Source organism: Parvularcula oceani, from assembly GCF_000733125.1.
Lineage (GTDB): Bacteria > Pseudomonadota > Alphaproteobacteria > Caulobacterales > Parvularculaceae > Parvularcula > Parvularcula oceani.
In genome coordinates this window covers 44,132-60,230 of sequence record NZ_JPHU01000012.1, presented here as the reverse complement: position 1 = coordinate 60,230, position 16,099 = coordinate 44,132, and the positions used below count along the sequence as shown (strand labels likewise).

15 protein-coding genes are annotated in these 16,099 nt (G+C 69.8%); 11 read left to right on the top strand and 4 right to left on the bottom strand.

What is annotated here, in order from left to right; genetic code table 11:
- Nucleotides 1-86 precede the first annotated feature (86 nt).
- Both IE88_RS0112605 and IE88_RS17475 read left to right on the top strand, forming a co-directional pair.
- Entirely contained in the window at nucleotides 87-506 is a 420-nt protein-coding gene (locus IE88_RS0112605; RefSeq protein WP_036767218.1) for a CBS domain-containing protein, read from the top strand.
- 120 nt (nucleotides 507-626) lie between these two features.
- Nucleotides 627-1,454: a universal stress protein gene (locus IE88_RS17475; protein WP_051882139.1), complete on the top strand. Its 828-nt coding sequence runs from the start codon at nucleotides 627-629 to the stop codon at nucleotides 1,452-1,454.
- A gap of 47 nt (nucleotides 1,455-1,501) precedes the next feature.
- Here the strand turns inward: IE88_RS17475 and IE88_RS0112595 are convergent, their stop codons facing one another.
- Both IE88_RS0112595 and IE88_RS0112590 read right to left on the bottom strand, forming a co-directional pair.
- On the bottom strand, nucleotides 1,502-2,263 hold the full coding sequence (locus IE88_RS0112595) for a universal stress protein (RefSeq protein ID WP_031555016.1): 762 nt from the start codon (nucleotides 2,261-2,263) through the stop codon (nucleotides 1,502-1,504).
- Between the two features lie 92 nt (nucleotides 2,264-2,355).
- Nucleotides 2,356-3,345: a 2-hydroxyacid dehydrogenase gene (locus IE88_RS0112590; RefSeq protein ID WP_031555014.1), complete on the bottom strand. Its 990-nt coding sequence runs from the start codon at nucleotides 3,343-3,345 to the stop codon at nucleotides 2,356-2,358.
- Between the two features lie 123 nt (nucleotides 3,346-3,468).
- Between IE88_RS0112590 and IE88_RS17470 the strand changes: the two genes are divergently transcribed.
- The 4 genes from IE88_RS17470 to IE88_RS0112570 all read left to right on the top strand — a co-directional run bounded on the left by IE88_RS17470 (nucleotide 3,469) and on the right by IE88_RS0112570 (nucleotide 7,903).
- Complete coding sequence (locus IE88_RS17470; protein WP_051882138.1) at nucleotides 3,469-4,326, top strand: universal stress protein; 858 nt, start codon at nucleotides 3,469-3,471, stop codon at nucleotides 4,324-4,326.
- A 48-nt stretch (nucleotides 4,327-4,374) separates the two neighbouring features.
- A complete protein-coding gene (locus tag IE88_RS0112580; protein WP_036767216.1) occupies nucleotides 4,375-6,174 on the top strand; it encodes a PHA/PHB synthase family protein in 1,800 nt (599 codons plus the stop codon).
- A gap of 153 nt (nucleotides 6,175-6,327) precedes the next feature.
- Complete coding sequence (locus tag IE88_RS16695; protein ID WP_051882136.1) at nucleotides 6,328-7,344, top strand: acetate/propionate family kinase; 1,017 nt, start codon at nucleotides 6,328-6,330, stop codon at nucleotides 7,342-7,344.
- A gap of 67 nt (nucleotides 7,345-7,411) precedes the next feature.
- Nucleotides 7,412-7,903 carry an Hsp20/alpha crystallin family protein gene (locus IE88_RS0112570; RefSeq protein WP_051882135.1) on the top strand — a complete coding sequence of 164 codons (492 nt, stop codon included), beginning with the start codon at nucleotides 7,412-7,414 and terminating at the stop codon, nucleotides 7,901-7,903.
- Nucleotides 7,904-8,003: 100 nt separating this feature from the next.
- On the opposite strand, the gene IE88_RS0112565 is transcribed toward IE88_RS0112570, so the two are convergent.
- Nucleotides 8,004-8,468 carry a phasin family protein gene (locus tag IE88_RS0112565; RefSeq protein ID WP_031555004.1) on the bottom strand — a complete coding sequence of 155 codons (465 nt, stop codon included), beginning with the start codon at nucleotides 8,466-8,468 and terminating at the stop codon, nucleotides 8,004-8,006.
- 144 nt (nucleotides 8,469-8,612) lie between these two features.
- Here IE88_RS0112565 and IE88_RS0112560 point away from each other — a divergent pair, with 144 nt between their 5' ends.
- Genes IE88_RS0112560 through IE88_RS0112540 form a run of 5 tightly spaced genes read left to right on the top strand, consistent with a single transcriptional unit; the run spans nucleotide 8,613 to nucleotide 15,300 of the window.
- Nucleotides 8,613-10,025, top strand: a complete 1,413-nt coding sequence (locus IE88_RS0112560) for a bifunctional enoyl-CoA hydratase/phosphate acetyltransferase (protein ID WP_031555002.1) — start codon at nucleotides 8,613-8,615, stop codon at nucleotides 10,023-10,025.
- A complete protein-coding gene (locus IE88_RS0112555; RefSeq protein WP_081871656.1) occupies nucleotides 10,006-10,776 on the top strand; it encodes an ABC transporter ATP-binding protein in 771 nt (256 codons plus the stop codon). The genes IE88_RS0112560 and IE88_RS0112555 overlap by 20 nt, the downstream gene beginning before the upstream one ends.
- The gene (locus IE88_RS0112550; RefSeq protein WP_051882133.1) at nucleotides 10,773-13,133 is read left to right on the top strand and encodes an ABC transporter permease; all 2,361 of its coding nucleotides are present in this window, start codon (nucleotides 10,773-10,775) and stop codon (nucleotides 13,131-13,133) included. Before IE88_RS0112555 ends, IE88_RS0112550 begins: the two co-directional genes overlap by 4 nt.
- Before the next feature lie 3 nt (nucleotides 13,134-13,136).
- On the top strand, nucleotides 13,137-14,375 hold the full coding sequence (locus IE88_RS0112545) for an efflux RND transporter periplasmic adaptor subunit (RefSeq protein WP_031554998.1): 1,239 nt from the start codon (nucleotides 13,137-13,139) through the stop codon (nucleotides 14,373-14,375).
- A gap of 4 nt (nucleotides 14,376-14,379) precedes the next feature.
- Nucleotides 14,380-15,300, top strand: a complete 921-nt coding sequence (locus IE88_RS0112540; RefSeq protein ID WP_031554996.1) for a 1-phosphofructokinase family hexose kinase — start codon at nucleotides 14,380-14,382, stop codon at nucleotides 15,298-15,300.
- A 33-nt stretch (nucleotides 15,301-15,333) separates the two neighbouring features.
- Here IE88_RS0112540 and IE88_RS0112535 read toward each other — a convergent pair whose 3' ends face one another.
- Nucleotides 15,334-16,086 carry a glucose 1-dehydrogenase gene (locus IE88_RS0112535; protein ID WP_031554994.1) on the bottom strand — a complete coding sequence of 251 codons (753 nt, stop codon included), beginning with the start codon at nucleotides 16,084-16,086 and terminating at the stop codon, nucleotides 15,334-15,336.
- Between the last annotated feature and the right edge of the window lie 13 nt (nucleotides 16,087-16,099).

Below are 16,099 nucleotides of genomic sequence, written 5' to 3'. Positions count from 1 at the left end.
AGACCGACCGGCCCGCGGACTTTGTTCGAGGTCAAGGCGCGGGCGGTCCTTCCGGGTTTAGGCGGCTGACCCCGAGAGGAGGAGAGATGCGGGTCATCGATGTCATGCAGCGCTCCGTTCCGACCTGCGGGCCGGGCGCCTCCGCCCTCGAAGCCGCCCGGTTGCTGCGGGAGGAGGGGGCGGGCCTGCTGGTGGTCGTGGAAGACGGCCGACCGGCGGGCGTCCTCACCGACAGGGACCTCGTGCTCAAGGTGATGGCAGAGGGCCTCGATCCCTCGGCCGTGATGGTAGGCACGCTGATGTCCGCGCCGGTGATCACCTGCCAGCCGACCGAGGACATCGCTCCGGTGGTGCTGCGGCTCGAGGCGGACGGCGTCCGGCGCTGTCCCGTCCTGTCGGCTGAGAACCAGGTGATCGGCCTCCTGAGCGTCGACGACGTGAACCACACGGTCGCCCGCACCCTGTCCGGCGAGCTGCGGGACGTCTTGGGGGCCTTGCGGCGCTGAGGCGGAGGGCGAGGACTTGTTTGCCGCCGCCCGCCGGTCAGTCGAGGGCGATTTGGGGCAGGTCAAAGTGGGACCCTGAGCTCCCGTCTAGGCTCGCACGAAACCTCGTGGAGCCAGCTCATGACCAGCACCCTTACCGATCTCTTCGTTCCTGCGGTCGAGGAGACCAGCTTCGCCCTGGATTTCGCTGCGGCGCTTCTGCTCGCCGGGCCGGGGGGCGGGCATGTCACGGCCTATCACGCCGTGCCCGATCCGCGGCGCGTCGCGAATTCCAATCCGCTATGGGACATGGCGGAGGTCGAGGCGAGCTTCGGAGAGCGCTCGAGGGCTAGGCAGGCGCGGCTTTCCGAGACATTCGAGCGGCTGCGGAGCGATGCGCCCCGGGGCGTCTCCACCGATTGGCAGGTCGCCGACGGCGATGCGTCCATCCTCGCGCCCAAGGCCGCCCGCGCCAGCGATCTCGTCGTGATCCACAACCGCGGCGCGGCGGACAGGCTGAATCTCTCGGACCTCCACCTCGCGCTGCTGGCGCGGTCCGGCCGCGGCGTCCTTCTGCTCCCGGCCGCGCTCAAGGCTGTGCCGGCCAGGATCCTCATCGCCTGGAACGGCAGCATGGAAGCAGGCCGCGCCGTGGCCGCGGCGATGCCGCTCCTGAAGATGGCGGAGCGCGTCGACGTCCTCAGCCTCGGAGAGGTGGAGGCTCATGCGCCAGAGCCCGAGACTCTCACGGAGGCGCTTCGGCGCAAGGGAATCAACGCCGCCATTCTGTCGGTCGGCGACAGGCTGGGCGCCACGGCGAACCAGGTCGAGCAGGCCGCGGGCGATATCGGTGCGGACCTGATCGTCATGGGCGCCTATGGTCACGCCCGGTGGCGCGAATCGATCCTGGGCGGGATGACCCAGCATATGCTGGCGGAGCCGAAGCTCCCCGTACTGATGGCGCATTGAACCGGCGAGCCGCCACCCCTCGGGGGCGGCGGCAGGCGTCCGGCCGATCAGGCTGCGTGCAGGCAGAGCGTGTCGCACACCCGCGCCGACAGCAGGGCCTCCGCCTTGTAGCTGACCGTGCCCAGGACATTGCCCCGCGTGCTGAGCACGGCGAGATCGCCCGGGCCGGCCTGCTCGCGGATGACCTGAACGAGCGTGCCGGCCGCCACGACAGTGGCGATGTCCCGCGCCTGGAGCGTGCGCAGCGCGGCCCGCATCTCGTGCCGCCGCGCGGCGACCTTCATGTCGGTCGGCACGGCGGATAGCACCGCCAGTTCCGCTTCCGGACCGTAATGCCGCCCCGCTTCCAGCGCGGGCATGAGCGGCTTTTCCCCGTCCCACAGCACGAGAACGCGGCGATAGTCGGCGACCGGCCGCATCCCGACCACCAGCACGTCGTTCGGCACCGAATGGAGCAGCGTTTCCATGGCGGAGCCGAGGCGCTCGGTTCCTCCCGGGCGGTCCTTGTGGAAGCCCAGCACCACGCTGCGCGCTTCGAGCCGTTCCGCTTCGGCGGCAAGAGCGGCGGGGCCGCCCCTGACGATGCTCGTGCAGGAGCGCACATCCTTGCCGAAGCCGACCCGTTCCACCTCGGCGCGCAGGCGGCGCTCCGCCTCGGCATGGGCGGTGTCCCGCTCATCGGTGGCGTGGACGGCCTCGACCGCGCATTCCCATCTTGACGCCAGGCGGAAGGCCCGTTGCAGGACCATCGTGGCCTCGTCCGTGAAATCCGTGGCGGCGAGAACGGGACCTCTGAATGAATTCGGCATAGGGACCTCTCAGCGGGCGACCGTGGACGAAGACTTGGCCGCCTCCTCCGCCCTGTCTTCGCAGGGCCGTTCGGGCCCTGCCTTGCGCCAGGTCAGTCCGCCGTGACCGGATGGCGGGGCGCGCCCTCCTCCTCGAAGGCCGTTGCGTTCGCGATCGTCGTTTCGGCGATGGCGCGCAGCGCTTCGCGGGTGAAGAAGCCCTGATGGCCGGTCACAAGCACGTTCGGGAAGGTCAGCAGGCGGGCGAAGACGTCGTCCTGCAGGACGTGTCCTGACAGATCCTCGAAGAACATGTCCGCCTCCTCCTCGTAGACGTCGAGGCCGAGCGCGCCGAGATGCTCGCTCTTGAGCGCCGCGATCACGGCTCGGGTATCGACGAGCCCCCCGCGCGAGGTGTTGATCAGGGTGACGCCCCGCTTGGTGAGGGCGAGGGCGCCGGCATCGATCAGGTGGTGGGTATCCGGCGTCAGGGGGCAGTGCAGGCTGATCACGTCGCTCTCGCTCATCAGCTCCGCGAAGGACACGTATCGCGCGAGCCCCGCGAGCGCGTCCGAAGGGGCCGGGTCCGTGGCGAGGACGCGGCAGCCGAGCCCCGCGAAGATCTGCGCCGCGCAGCTGCCGATGCTGCCCGTCCCGATGATGCCGGCCGTCTTGCCGTGAATGTCCCAGCCTTCGAGCCCGTCGAGCGCGAAATTGCCTTCGCGCACCCGCGCATGGGCGCGATGGGTCTTCCTGTTCAAGGTCAGGAGCAGGGCGAGCGCGTGCTCCGCGACGGCGTGCGGGGAATAGGCGGGCACCCGCGCCACGGCGATGCCGAGCCTCGCGGCCGCTTCGAGGTCGACATTGTTGTAGCCCGAGCAGCGCAGAAGCAGGAGGCGGACGCCCCCTTCCGAAAGAACGCGCAGCGCCGCCTCGTCCGCCTCGTCATTGACGAAGATGCAGGCGGCCTCGGCATGTTCGGCGAGGCGGGCGGTCAGGTGGTCGAGCGGCGGCGCGAGGAAGCGCAGCGCATGCCGCTCGCCTGCGGCCTCGCTGAGGGTGCGTTCGTCATGCGGCTTCGCGCCGAAGACGCAGATGCGCATGGCCGGTCCTCCAGAGCTGTGCAGGACCGATCCTAGCGCGGCCGGCGCGGGCGCGGCCTGACCTGCATCAAGGCGGAGCGCCGGCTTTGCTGGTCCGCTCGCCGGAGCTTCGGGGACTTCGCGATGAAGACGCTTTTCCTGCCCGCCTTCGACCTCGCCTCCTTCCGCGCCGCCTTCGATGCGGCGGTGATGCTCGCGCGGAAGGATCAGCGCGGAGGCCACATCATGGCTCACCACCCGCTCGAACCGCTCTTCGCCGTGGTGCAGCGCTATCCCGGCGTTCTCGAGGACGATCTCTATGCCGAGGCGCGCGCCTTCGAGGAAAGGCTGGCGAGCTCGCTCGGCGCCGCCTGGGAGGAGGCCTGCCAGGAGAATGGCGTCCTGCGGACCGGGGCGGAGGAGGCCGGACAGGACGGCCGCGTCTCCTCGTCCTGGACGATGACGCCCGGCCATCGCGGCACTCTGGGGCTGGCTGCGCGGCAGGCGGATGTCAGCATCGTCGCAGCGGGCGGAACCGGACAGGACCCGGTCGACGGCACGTTCCGTGAGGAACTGCTGCTTTCTTCGGGCAGGCCCGCCCTGTTCCTGCCGCAGGGCGGCTGGGAGGCGCTCCCGCCGGCGGCGCTCATCGCCTGGGACGGCAGCCGCGAGGCGGCGCGGGCGGTGACGGCGGCCCTGCCGATCCTGCGCCTCGTGCCGCGCATCGCCGTCGCCACGGTGGGGGAGGGAGAGGAGGGCGCGCCCGGCGCCGACGCCATCGCAGCCTATCTCCGCCGGCACGGCATGGCGCCGGCCGTGCGGGTCATCGAGCGGCCGGACGGAAGGACCGAGGACTGCCTGCGCGCCGAGGCCCGCGATATGGGCGCGAGCCTGATCATCATGGGCGCCTATGCGAGCCAGCGCTGGCGGGAGCTGGCCTTTGGCGGCGTCACGCGCGCCATGCTGTTCGACACCGAGTTCAGCGTCCTCATGGCCGAGTGAAGGCGACGACCCGTCAGGACGGGTTCAGCCCGAGGGGGGCATAGTCCCATGACCGAAACCCACTCCTTCACCCAAGCGCGGGACGGCGCCATTCCGCATGAGGATGATGCCTTCGGCGCCCTCGACCGGATGTCGCATATCGCGCTCGCCCGCCTCAGCGGCGGCGTGTCTCCCCTGACCTATCTTGCCGCATGGACGGACTGGATCGGCCATCTCGCCATCGCGCCGGGAACGGCGGCCAGCCTGGCGGAGGATGCGGTGCGGCGATGTGCCGAGCTTGCACGCCATGCGGTCTTGCCAGCCCATCACCATCTGCCTCTTGAAGGCGACCGGGATCTTTGCGGTGACGCCCGCTTCCGCGACCCCGAATGGTCGAGATTTCCCTTCGCCTACTATGCGCGCGCCTTCCTCGCGACGCAGGGCTGGTGGCGCCATGCGGCGGAGGCGGTTCCGGGCGTATCGCGCCGCCACCGGCAGCTCGTCAGCTTTTCCTCGCGTCAGGCGCTCGACCTTCTCTGTCCGAGCAACGGGCTGTGGACGAATCCCAAGATCGCGGAGGCGACTCTGGAGGAGCGCGGCGCGAATCTCGTTCGCGGGCTGCATCATCTCGCCGGCGATCTCGCGCGCGAGGCCGCCGGAGATCCGCCGGAGGGTACCGAAGGCTTCGCTGTCGGCAAGGATCTGGCGGTGACGCCGGGACGGGTCGTCCATCGCGACCGGCTGGTGGAGCTCATTCAGTACGAACCGGCGACCGACAAGGTGGCCAAAGAGCCGATCCTGATCGTCCCGGCCTGGATCATGAAATACTACGTGCTCGATCTGTCTCCGCACAACTCGCTGGTCCGGGACCTCATCGGGCGGGGCCATACCGTCTTCATGGTCTCCTGGCGCAATCCGGAGCCGCAGGACCGGGATATCGGGATGGATGACTATCTGCGAAGCGGCATTCTGGAGGCTCTGGGGGTTGTGGACCGCATCGCCGGCGGCGCGAAGGTCCATCTGGTCGGCTATTGCCTCGGCGGAACCCTCGCGGCGGTCGGCGCGGCGCTGCTGGGCCGGCGCAAGGAGGATCGCCTCGCCTCGCTGACTCTGCTCGCGGCGCAGACCGATTTCGAGCAGGCGGGCGAACTCTCCGTCTTCATCGACGAGAGCCAGCTTCACCTCCTCGAGGATCTGATGTGGCAGGAGGGGGTTCTCGATTCCCGGATGATGGGCGGTGCCTTCCAGATCCTGCGGTCGCGCGACCTGATCTGGTCGCGCCTCCAGCAGCAATACTGGCTGGGCGAGCGGCCGAGGCATATCGACCTGATGGCGTGGAACGCCGATGGCACGCGGATGCCCGCGCGCATGCACGCGGAATATCTGCGGCACTTCTATCTGGACAACGACTTCGCCGAAGGGCGGCTGGTCGCGGATGGCGAGGTGGTGGCGCTGTCCGATATCCGTGTGCCGATCTTTGCCTTGGGCACCGCGCAGGATCATGTCGCGCCCTGGCGCTCGGTCTATGCGATCCATCTGCTGGCGGACACGGATGTCACCTTCGCGCTCGCTTCGGGAGGCCATAATGGCGGCATCGTCAGCGAGCCGGGGCATTCGGGCCGCGAATACCGCATGAGGACGAGGAAGAAGGAGGGCTTCTTCATGACGGCCGATGAATGGATGCAGGAGATCCCGGCGGATGAGGGCAGCTGGTGGCCGGCATGGTCGGACTGGCTGAAGGAGCATTCCTCCGGCGAGCGCGAGCCGCCCGTCCTGGGAGAGGTGGATCCCGGCTCCCCTCATGCAATCGAGGGCGAAGGCGAGGGTGTGCCCACGCCCGCGCCGGGCACTTATGTCCTGCAGCGGTAATCCACTGTCCGATCATGCGCAGCGGCCCGGCATGTGCCGGGCGGGAGCGAACCGATGGCCATGCCGGAAATCCTCGTCCTCAACACGGGTTCCTCCAGCCTGAAATTCGCTCTTTACTAGGAGGGCGGACCGGAACCGTCTCTGCGCGGCCAGGTGCGGGACCTCTATGGCCGCGCCCGCCTGATCATCGGCGAGGAAGAAGAAGCCTTCGCATCCGATGGGCTGGCCGGTGCCGTCGCATCCGTCATCGCGCGGATCGGCGGCACGGAGCCCAGAATCGGTGCCGTCGCCCATCGCGTGGTGCACGGAGCGGGCCTTCGCGGGCCTCTCTTCGTCGATGAGGCGGCGCAGGCGCAGATCGAGGCGCTGGTGCCTCTGGCCCCGCTGCATCAGAGCTCCGCCCTCCTGGCGATCGAAGCGGCCCGCTCGGCGCTGCCGGACGCGATCCAGATCGCGAGCTTCGACACGGATTTCCACGCCGGGATGCCGGATCGCGCCGCGCGCCTGCCATTGCCCCGCCGCTTCCATGAGGCCGGCATCCGGCGCTACGGCTTCCATGGCCTGTCCTATCGCTCTGTCGCCGAGCGGATCTGGGGGCCGGGGACACCCGGCCACGCCCGCGCCGTCGCCTGCCATCTGGGCAGCGGGTCGAGCCTCTGCGCCCTTGTCGAAGGGCGCAGCGTCGAGACGACGATGGGACTGACGGCGCTGGGCGGCCTGCCCATGGCGACCCGCACGGGCGATCTCGACCCGGGCGTCGTCCTCCACCTCCTGCGCCAAGGCGGCCTGCCGCTCTCCGAAGCCGAGCGGCTTCTCTCCCAAGAATCGGGCCTTGCGGGAATATCGGGTTCGACCGGCGACATCGGCAGGCTGCTGCATGAGCCGGACGAAGCCGCCGCTCAGGCGGTGGAAGTCTATTGCCATCGCGCGGCCATGGGGATCGCCGCGATGGCGGTCGCTGCGGGCGGGATCGATGCCCTCGTCTTCACGGGAGGCGTCGGCGAGCATCTGCCGCAGGTCCGTGAGCGCATCTGCTCCCGGCTGCGGCCGCTCGGGATCGTGCCGGGCGGGAAGGGCGGCGTTCCGGTGCTCGTCCTGCCGAGCGACGAGGAGGGCGTGCTACGCGCCGATGCGCTGACCCTTCTCGCGCATAAGGGGCCGCACGGTTGACGAAGCGCAAGGACGGAAGGCGTGGGGCCGGATCATCCTGTCTCCTGTCGCCAACAGGGAGACATTCATGCACATGCCCACCATGTTCCCCCGCCGCAGCCGCGATCTGGGCGCTTCCGCGCCGGACCGCAGCCTGCTTTCGCCGAGCCGGGATTTCGACCGCGTCTTCGATCTCATGCGCTCCGACCCCTTCACCCTCGCCGAGCGCCTCTTCGAGCGGCAGCCGACCGGCTTCGGCGCGATGGACGTCAGCGAGACGGAGGATGCCTATCTCGCCGAGATCGACGTGCCCGGCATGAAGGAGGAGGATATCGACATCGACCTCACCGACAGCACCCTGACCGTCCGCGGCGAGCGCAAGAGCGAACGCGAGGAAGAAGGCCGCGACTTCCGCCGGGTCGAGCGGGCCTATGGCAGCTTCTACCGGGAGATCGAACTGCCTCGGGATGTCGAAGGCGCCAAAGTCGCTGCCCGCTATGAAGACGGGGTCCTGAAGATCACTCTGCCCAAGAGCGCCGAGGCCAAGACGCACAAGAAGAAGATACCCATCGGCAAATAGGACCTTGCCCGGCCGGAGAGGGGGGGGGCGCCCGGTATGCGGAAGCGTTTCTCTCCGGCCGGGCCGTGGCTACGGGCTCGGCCGGGTGGACCGTTTCGCCTCATACGAAGTGCCCGTTATCCGCCGGAATCTCCTCGATCCGCTGCAGCAGACCCGCGGTCTCGCTGGTAAGCGGCGTCACCGCCTCCTGCGCCGCGGCCGTCAGCAAGGCCGCCATCTTCGAGGTCTCGGCCGCGTAGTCGTGCAGGGTCTGCTCCATGAAGGCGCTCTGGGTGCTGTAGAGCTCGGCCGGGCTGCGGCATCGCGACATGTGCTGCCCGGTCTCCGCCTCCTTCTTCGCTCTGTGAGAAGCGAAGCGGAGCATCTCGGTCCCGATGGTCAGCACGCCGACCGCGGCGTTCGCACAGGCCTTGAGGCCATGCGCCGCGATGCCGATCCCCACCCTGCCGTCGAGGAGGGGCGTATAGATCGAGACGAAAGGGGGCGGCATTTCGTCGGAACCGGTGACGGCGGGGCCGGGCGAGGCGGCCTCCTTCTTGGATGTGCGGGGTGATGCGTCCGCCATGAGATAACCTCCCTGGTCTGAGATGGTCCGGAGCATGCCGCGACCGGTTCATGCCCGCGCTGATGCCGATCAAGCCCGTGTTGCGCAGCATCAAGGCCGATGCGAGCCGCGGCTGCTTGGTTCTCCCCGAGACGAGGAGGTCCCATGCGGCAGGCGACCGGCAGGAGATGGCAGGATCTGGCCATCGGCGAGGAGGCTTCGCTGACCCGCCGGCTCACCATGCACGACATCGCCGCTTTCGCCGGCATTTCCGGCGACGTGAACCCGGCCCACATGGACGAGGCGTGGGCGCGCTCGGGCCCCTTTCACGGCATCGTCGCCCACGGCGCCTGGACCGCATCGCTGATCTCGACGCTCCTGGGGACGGAACTGCCCGGGCCAGGCACGATCTATCTGCGTCAGGACTTCCGCTTCACCGCGCCGGTGCGGGTCGGCGATGAGGTACGGGCCACGGTGCAGGTCGCAGGCAAGCCCGAAGACGGGCGCGTGCTGCTCGCCTGCCGCGTGTCAGGTGGCGAAGGGGATGTCCTCGTCGGCGAGGCGGAGGTGCTGGCACCGCGCGAGGCGAGAGCCGTCGATCTGCCCGACCTGCCGGCGCTCCTCCTGCCGGAGCGAGGAGAGCGCCTGCATGCGCTCATGGCAGCCCCCGGAGGCGGCGCTATTCCCAAGATCGCTCTCATCCATCCAGTCAGCCCGCGCACGCTGGGTCCGGTGCTGGACCGGGCGGAGGAGGGGCGGGCGGAGCTCGTTCTCGTCGGCCCCCGGCACCGGATCGAGGCCGCCGCGGCGGACCTCGGCCGTCCGCTCGGCGGCGCCCGCATCGAAGACGTGCCGCACAGCCACGCCGCGGGCGCGAGGGCCGCTGAGATGGCAGGACGCGGCGAGGCCGACATCCTGATGAAGGGGGACCTGCATACGAGCGAAGTGCTGGCGCCCGTCCTCGATCGCGCGAACCGTCTGCGGACGGAGCGGCGCGTCAGCCATGCCTATGTCATGGATGCCCCTGCCTACCACAAGCTTCTCATCGTAACCGATGCCGCGGTGAACGTGGCGCCGAGCCTGTCCCAGAAGGCGGACATTCTCGCCAATGCGGGCGCGCTGTCCCGCGCGCTCGGCACCCCCCTTCCCAAGGCGGCGATCCTTTCCGCCGTCGAGACCGTGGAGGAAACGCTGCCGACGACGGTGGAGGCGGCGGCACTCAAGGTCATGGCGGATCGCGGCCAGCTCGGCGTGCTCCTGGCGGATGGCCCGCTCGCCTTCGACCTCGCCGTCTCGCCCGAAGCGGTCGCTGCGAAGCGCCTGCGCTCGGCGGTGGCCGGGGACGCCGATATCCTTCTCGCGCCCGATCTCGAAGCGGGAAACATACTCGCCAAGCAGCTCGACCATCTCGGCGGCGCGGTCGCGGCGGGCGTGGTGCTCGGGGCGCGCGTGCCGATCGCGCTGACGAGCCGCTCGGAGGGCGCGCTGCCGCGCAAGGCCAGCCTCGCCGTCGCCGAACGGCTGTGGCGCGCGGCGGCTTCAGCAACGGAGGAGGCCGATGCGGACGCTCCGGGGTAGCAGGCGCAGAGCACCGGATGCTGCCCCGCCGGAGGCCGGCCAGCGGCACGAGGATGCCTTCGTCATCCGAACGCTGACAAAGGTCTATGGCGAAGGCACGGCCGCCGTCAGGGCGCTGCGCGGCATCGACCTGACCCTGCCGGACGGAGAGCTGACCGTCCTTCTGGGACCGTCGGGAAGCGGGAAGTCGACCCTGCTCAACATCCTCGGCGGCATCGACACGGCCACGGACGGAGAGGTCCTGTTCCGCGGCGTGGCGCTGACGGGGGCTTCGCAGCGGGAGCTCACCCGCTACCGGCGCGCCCATGTCGGCTTCGTCTTCCAGTTCTACAATCTGATGCCCAGCCTCACCGCGCTCGAGAATGTGGAGCTCGTCGCGGAAATCGCGCCGCACCCGGTCGATCCGATGGAGGCCCTGGCGCTTGTCGGCCTCGAGGGCAGGGCGGATCACTTTCCCTCAGAGCTGTCCGGCGGAGAGCAGCAGCGGGTGGCCATCGCCCGCGCCGTCGCCAAGAATCCCACCGTCCTCTTCTGCGACGAGCCGACCGGTGCCCTCGACAGCAGGACGGGAACGGAGGTGCTGGCCGTCCTTCAGGATCTCAACGAGCGCCTCGGCACGACGACACTCATCATCACCCATGCCGCGGCGACCGCGGCCATGGCGGACAGGGTCGTCACCTTCGCGGACGGGCGGGTCGGCTCTGTCGCATGCAATGAGGACAAGGCCCGGGCAAGGGAGCTGAGCTGGTGATCCGCCTGCTGCCGGTTCTGGACCGCAAGCTCCTGCGCGACCTCTGGCGCCTGCGCGGACAGGTGCTGGCGATCGCCTTCGTCATCGCCGCCGGATCGGCGCTGCTCGTCATGTCGACCAGCACCTATGCCGCGCTCGACGCCACCAAGCGCGCCTATTACGAGCGCACCCGCTTCGCGGATGTCTTCGCGCCGGTGACGCGGGCGCCCGTCGGGCTGATCGAGCGGCTGCGGCGGATCGACGGCGTGACGGCCGCAGAAGGGCGCATCAGCGCCTTCGGCCGGGTGGACCTGCCGGGCGCGCCGCCGATCAGCGCCCGGCTCGTCTCCTACGATGCTTCGGCGGCCGCGCCGCTCAACGGCGTCACGCTTTCGGCCGGACGCATGATCGCGCCCGGGCGGTCCTCCGAAATCCTGCTTCTCGACGCCTTCGCCAGAGCGACCGGCCTCGGCCCCGGCGACGACATCACCGTGACGGCGGACGGGCAGCGCGAGACGTTCCGCATCGTCGGAACCGCGTATTCTCCGGAATTCATCTTCGCCATGGCACCTGGCGAGTTCGTGTCCAACGATGCGCGCTTCGCCGTCATCTGGGCCTCGCGCGAGGCGCTCGAAGCGGCATTCGATCTCGACGGCGCCTTCAACGATGCGCTGCTGACCCTGTCGCGTGACGCGGACCTCCTTGCCGTGATCGAGACAGCGGACCGCCTCCTTGCGCCCTATGGCGGCGCGGGCGCCTATGCCCGCGAGGATCAGACCTCGGACCGCTATCTGACCGAGGATCTCGAGCAGCTGCGCGTCATGGATCGGATCATGACGCCGCTCTTTCTCGGGGTCAGCGCCTTCCTCCTCAACGTGGTGATCGGACGGCTGGTCCAGACGGAGCGCGAGGAGATCGGCCTCCTCAAGGCGTTCGGGCGGTCGGGCGGCGAGGTCGGCTGGCACTATCTGAAATTCGCGCTCGCCGTCGCGGTCCTGGGCGGCGTGCTCGGCTGGCTCGGCGGCCTTTATCTCGGCGCCAGGGTCAGCGCGCTCTACAGCTCCGTATACCACTTTCCCTTCCTGCTCTACGATCCGCCGGTCAGGGCGCTCGGCACGTCCATCCTCGCAGGGGTCGCCAGCGCCGGCATCGCCGCGGTCCTCGCCGTCCGGGCCGCCGCTGCCCTGCCGCCCGCCATCGCCATGCGGCCGCCCGTCCCGCCCGATTACGGGGGCAGGGGAAGCCTGCCGCGCTGGCTCGATCAGCCGAGTCGCATGGTCGCCCGCCGCATCCTGCGCGCGCCCCTCAAGGCGGCGCTGACCATTGTCGGCATCGGCGCCGCGATGAGCCTGACGGTGATGATGGGCTTCAACGCCGCCGCCGTGGACGAGATGGTCGTGCGCAGCTTCGACATCGCCGACCGGCACGATGTCGGCGTCACCTTCACCGACCCGCGGGGGCGCGCCGCCCTCTTCGCCCTCGGCCGCATCGACGGCGTGCAGCGGGTGGAAGGCAGGCGCGACGTGCCCGTGCGCTTCGTGAACGGAACATCCGAGCGGCTGGGCAGCATCACCGGCCTCAGCGGCGAGGCCGAGCTGTCCCGCGCGCTCGGCGCCGATCTGCGGCCGCTCGACATGCCCGCCGGCGGGCTCGTCCTGTCGCAAAGCCTGGCGCGGCTTCTCGGCGCCGAGGCGGGTGACGAGATCACGGTCGATGTCCGCACCGGCAGCCGGCCTTCCATCGCGCTGCCCGTCGCCGCGACGGCGGACGCGCTGATCGGCACCCCCGCCTATATGGACGAGGGCGTCCTCGGGCGCCTTCTCGGCGAGGAGGGGCGGGTGAGCGGCGCCGTGCTCATGGTCGATAGCGCGCGGGCCGATGCGGTGACCGAGAGGCTGCGCGAAGCCCCCATCGTTCTCGGCGTGTCCCTGCAAAGCGAGTCCCTCGCGGAGCTCGACCGGATGCTGGACGAGGGCCCCGGGCTGTTCCGCCGCATCATGATGGTCGTCTCCATCGTGATCGCCGTGGGCGTGGTTTACAACAGCGCACGGATCGCCTTCATCGAACGGGCGCGCGACCTCGCCAGCCTGAGGGTCCTGGGCTTCACGAGCGCCGAGGCGGGCTATGTCCTCCTTGGCGAACTCGCCCTTCTCACGGTGATCGCCCTGCCGGTGGGCGGCATGATGGGCGTCTTTCTGTGGATCGTCGTGGCGCAGGCGGTGAGCACGGACCTCTATTCCATCCCCACGGTCTTCGACCCCCGGGGCTTCGGCGTCGCGGCATTGACCGTTCTCATCTCTTCGGTGGCCGCGGGCCTTCTCGTCATGTGCGACGTGCGGCGGCTCGACCTCGTCTCCGCGCTCAAGGTGAGGGAGTAGGGCATGGCCGCAAGACCTCGCAGATCCCGCCGCGGCGTCCTGGCCCTCGTGCTCGCCTCTCTCGTCGGCGCCACGCTCGTCTGGGCCTTCTGGCCCCGGCCGATGGCGGTCGACCTCGAAGACGTGACGGTCGGGCCGATGAGCGTGACCATCAGGGAGGAGGGGCGCACGGTCGTGCGCGACAACTACGTGGTGTCCGCACCGGTCACGGCGCGGGTCTCGCGCATCGAACTCGATCCCGGAGACCCCGTGAAAGGCGGCGAGACCGTTCTTGCCTACATGATGCCCGCGGACCCCGCGGTGCTCGACCCCCGCACCCGGCGCCAGGCCGAAGCGGCCGTCGAGGCGGCCGAAGCGGCGCTCGCGGCAGCGGAGGCCGAGCATGGCCGCGCCCTCGCCGAAAGAACCTATGCGCAAAGCGAACTGGCCCGGATGACGAGCCTGCGCCGGGTCGAGGCCGCCGCCCAGCGCGATCTCGAAGCCGCCCGGCGCAGCGCCGAGGGCGCCTTTGAAGCCGTCGCCGCGGCGCAGGCCACCATCCACGCCGCCGAGGCCGATCTGCGCCATGCGAGGGCGCTGCTCGAGCCGCCGGAGCGCATGATGGCGCAGATGACCGGCAATCCCCATCCGCCCGGAGCGCTGCCGATCCGCGCGCCGGTGACGGGGCGCCTGCTCCAGGTGATGCATGAAAGCGAAGGCGTGGTCGCCGCCGGCACGGCCCTCGCCGAGATCGGAGACCCCGAGGGCGATCTCGAGGTGGAGGTCGAGCTCCTCTCCTCCGATGCGGTCGCGGCCGAGCCGGGCGATCCCGTCCGCATCGAGGCCTGGGGCGGCCCCGAGCCGCTCGCCGGCGAGGTGGAGCGCATCGAACCCTGGGGCTTCACCAAATATTCCGCGCTCGGCGTCGAGGAGCAGCGCGTGATCGCCGTCATCCGCTTCACCGGAAAGGATGCGGCGCGCGCCCGCCTCGGGCATGGCTACCGCATCGAGGCGGTCATCGAGATTTGGGCCGACCCCCAGGCGCTCCGGGTGCCGTCGAGCGCGCTGTTCCGTGCCGGCGGAGACTGGGCGGTGTTCCGGGCGCAAGGGGGACGCGCCCGCCTCACGCAGGTCTCGGTCGCGCAGGACAACGGCGTGGTCGCGAAGGTCAGGCAAGGCTTGGCCGAAGGGGACAGCGTCGTCACCCATCCCAGCGCAGAGCTACGGGACGGCGCCCGCATCACGCAGAGGAAAACAGGATAGGACCATGCACCCCGTCGTCACGCTCACGCCGAACCCTGCGCTCGATACCTATGTCGAGGTGTCCCGCATCCTGCCCGATGTGAAGCTCAGAACCGGCCCCGCAAGGCTCGATCCGGGCGGCGGCGGAGTGAATGTCTCGCGCGTTCTCGCCCGCCTCGGGGTTCCCACCCGCGCCGTCCTGCCGCTCGGCGGCGTCACCGGCGATCAGGTGAAGACGCTCGCCGCCGCAGAAGGGCTGACGCCGGAGGCTGTGCCGATCGCGGGCATGACCCGGTCGAGCTTCGTTGCCCGGTCCGAGGAGACGGGCGAGCTTCTCCGCTTCGTGACGCCGGGGCCCGCGCTCACGCGGGAGGAGGGGGCCGCGCTCCTGACGGCCTTCGCCGATGCCTTGGCGCCGGGCGCGCTCTGCGTGGGCAGCGGCAGCCTGCCGCCGGGCTCGGACGGCGCATTCTGGGCCGGGGCGGCGCGCATCGCGGCGCAGGCGGAGGCGCGCTTCATCCTCGACAGCTCCCGCGGCGTGGCGGGCGCGCTTTCGGCGGGCCTTTTCCTCCTGAGACTGAACTTTTCGGAAGCCGAGGCGCTGGCAGGAAGCGGCCTCTCCTGGCCGGACGGAGCGGTGTCGTGGGCGAGGACACTGCTCGCGCGCGGCTGCGAAGCGGTCATCCTCACTCACGGGGCGCAGGGCGCCCTGCTGGTGGAAGGCGGGGAGGCGGTCGCCGCGATCCCGCCGCCGGTAAAGGTCCGCAGCGCCGTCGGTGCCGGAGACAGCTTCGTCGGCGGCCTCGCGGCGGGGCTTGCGCGCGGAGAGGAGCTCGCGCCTTCCCTGCGCCTCGCGGTCGCGGCCGCTGCCGCGACCATGCAGACGGAGGGAACGGCGCTGTGCGAGGCCGCGGAGGTCGACCGGATCAGGCCGCTCGTGCGCTGAGGCCGGGCTCTCACGAGATAGGCCCGCGGGCCGTCAGCGCGCAAGAAACCCTCCGTCGACCGCCAGGCCATGCCCGATGATCATGCTGGCGCCCGAGCCGCAGAGGAACAGCACTGCGGAGGCGACCTCTTCGGGCTTACCCAAACGTCCGATCGGTACCTCGTCCTTGATCTGCTCCAGCATCTCGGGCTGCTCTTCCTCGAGCGAGTCATTCATCGAAGTGTCGAAGACGCCCGGCAGCACGGCATTCACGCGAATGTTCTTCGCGGCGTATTCGAGCCCGGCGGTCTTGGTCAGTCCCAGAACGCCGTGCTTCGAGGCGTGATAGGCGCTAAGGCCCGGCCCGCCGACTTCGCCGCCCATGCTGGAGCAGTTGACGATGGCCCCCGCCCCCTGCCGGGTCATTTCCTGCAGCTGGTACTTCATGCAGAGCCAGACGCCGCGCAGGTTCACCGCGATGGTCCTGTCGAAGTCGTCCGTGGAGGCATTGGCGGTTTCGGCGCGATCGACCATCACGCCCGCATTGTTGAAGGCGAAATCGAGTCGGCCGAACTCACTTATCGTGCGCGCGACGGCCTTTTCGACAGACGCCTCGTCGCTGACATCGCAGGCGATGGCGAGCGTGGCGCCGCCGATTCTTCCCGCCGCATCTTCGACATCGTCTTTATCAAGATCGATCAGCGCGACATTCGCGCCCGCTTCGGCGAAAGCCCCGGCGGTTGCGAAGCCGAGGCCCGATGCGGCGCCCGTGACGAAGGCGACCTTTCCTTGAAAATCTTCTGTCATTGCTGGTTCTCCT

What these genes read in the sequence shown, in the direction of transcription:
- IE88_RS0112605 (WP_036767218.1), top strand. Translation starts at nt 87, where the DNA reads ATGCGGGTCATCGATGTCATGCAGCGCTCCGTTCCGACCTGCGGGCCG.
- IE88_RS17475 (WP_051882139.1), top strand. Translation starts at nt 627, where the DNA reads ATGACCAGCACCCTTACCGATCTCTTCGTTCCTGCGGTCGAGGAGACC.
- IE88_RS0112595 (WP_031555016.1), bottom strand. Translation starts at nt 2,263, where the DNA reads ATGCCGAATTCATTCAGAGGTCCCGTTCTCGCCGCCACGGATTTCACG.
- IE88_RS0112590 (WP_031555014.1), bottom strand. Translation starts at nt 3,345, where the DNA reads ATGCGCATCTGCGTCTTCGGCGCGAAGCCGCATGACGAACGCACCCTC.
- IE88_RS17470 (WP_051882138.1), top strand. Translation starts at nt 3,469, where the DNA reads ATGAAGACGCTTTTCCTGCCCGCCTTCGACCTCGCCTCCTTCCGCGCC.
- IE88_RS0112580 (WP_036767216.1), top strand. Translation starts at nt 4,375, where the DNA reads ATGACCGAAACCCACTCCTTCACCCAAGCGCGGGACGGCGCCATTCCG.
- IE88_RS0112570 (WP_051882135.1), top strand. Translation starts at nt 7,412, where the DNA reads ATGCACATGCCCACCATGTTCCCCCGCCGCAGCCGCGATCTGGGCGCT.
- IE88_RS0112565 (WP_031555004.1), bottom strand. Translation starts at nt 8,468, where the DNA reads ATGGCGGACGCATCACCCCGCACATCCAAGAAGGAGGCCGCCTCGCCC.
- IE88_RS0112560 (WP_031555002.1), top strand. Translation starts at nt 8,613, where the DNA reads ATGCGGCAGGCGACCGGCAGGAGATGGCAGGATCTGGCCATCGGCGAG.
- IE88_RS0112555 (WP_081871656.1), top strand. Translation starts at nt 10,006, where the DNA reads ATGCGGACGCTCCGGGGTAGCAGGCGCAGAGCACCGGATGCTGCCCCG.
- IE88_RS0112545 (WP_031554998.1), top strand. Translation starts at nt 13,137, where the DNA reads ATGGCCGCAAGACCTCGCAGATCCCGCCGCGGCGTCCTGGCCCTCGTG.
- IE88_RS0112540 (WP_031554996.1), top strand. Translation starts at nt 14,380, where the DNA reads ATGCACCCCGTCGTCACGCTCACGCCGAACCCTGCGCTCGATACCTAT.
- IE88_RS0112535 (WP_031554994.1), bottom strand. Translation starts at nt 16,086, where the DNA reads ATGACAGAAGATTTTCAAGGAAAGGTCGCCTTCGTCACGGGCGCCGCA.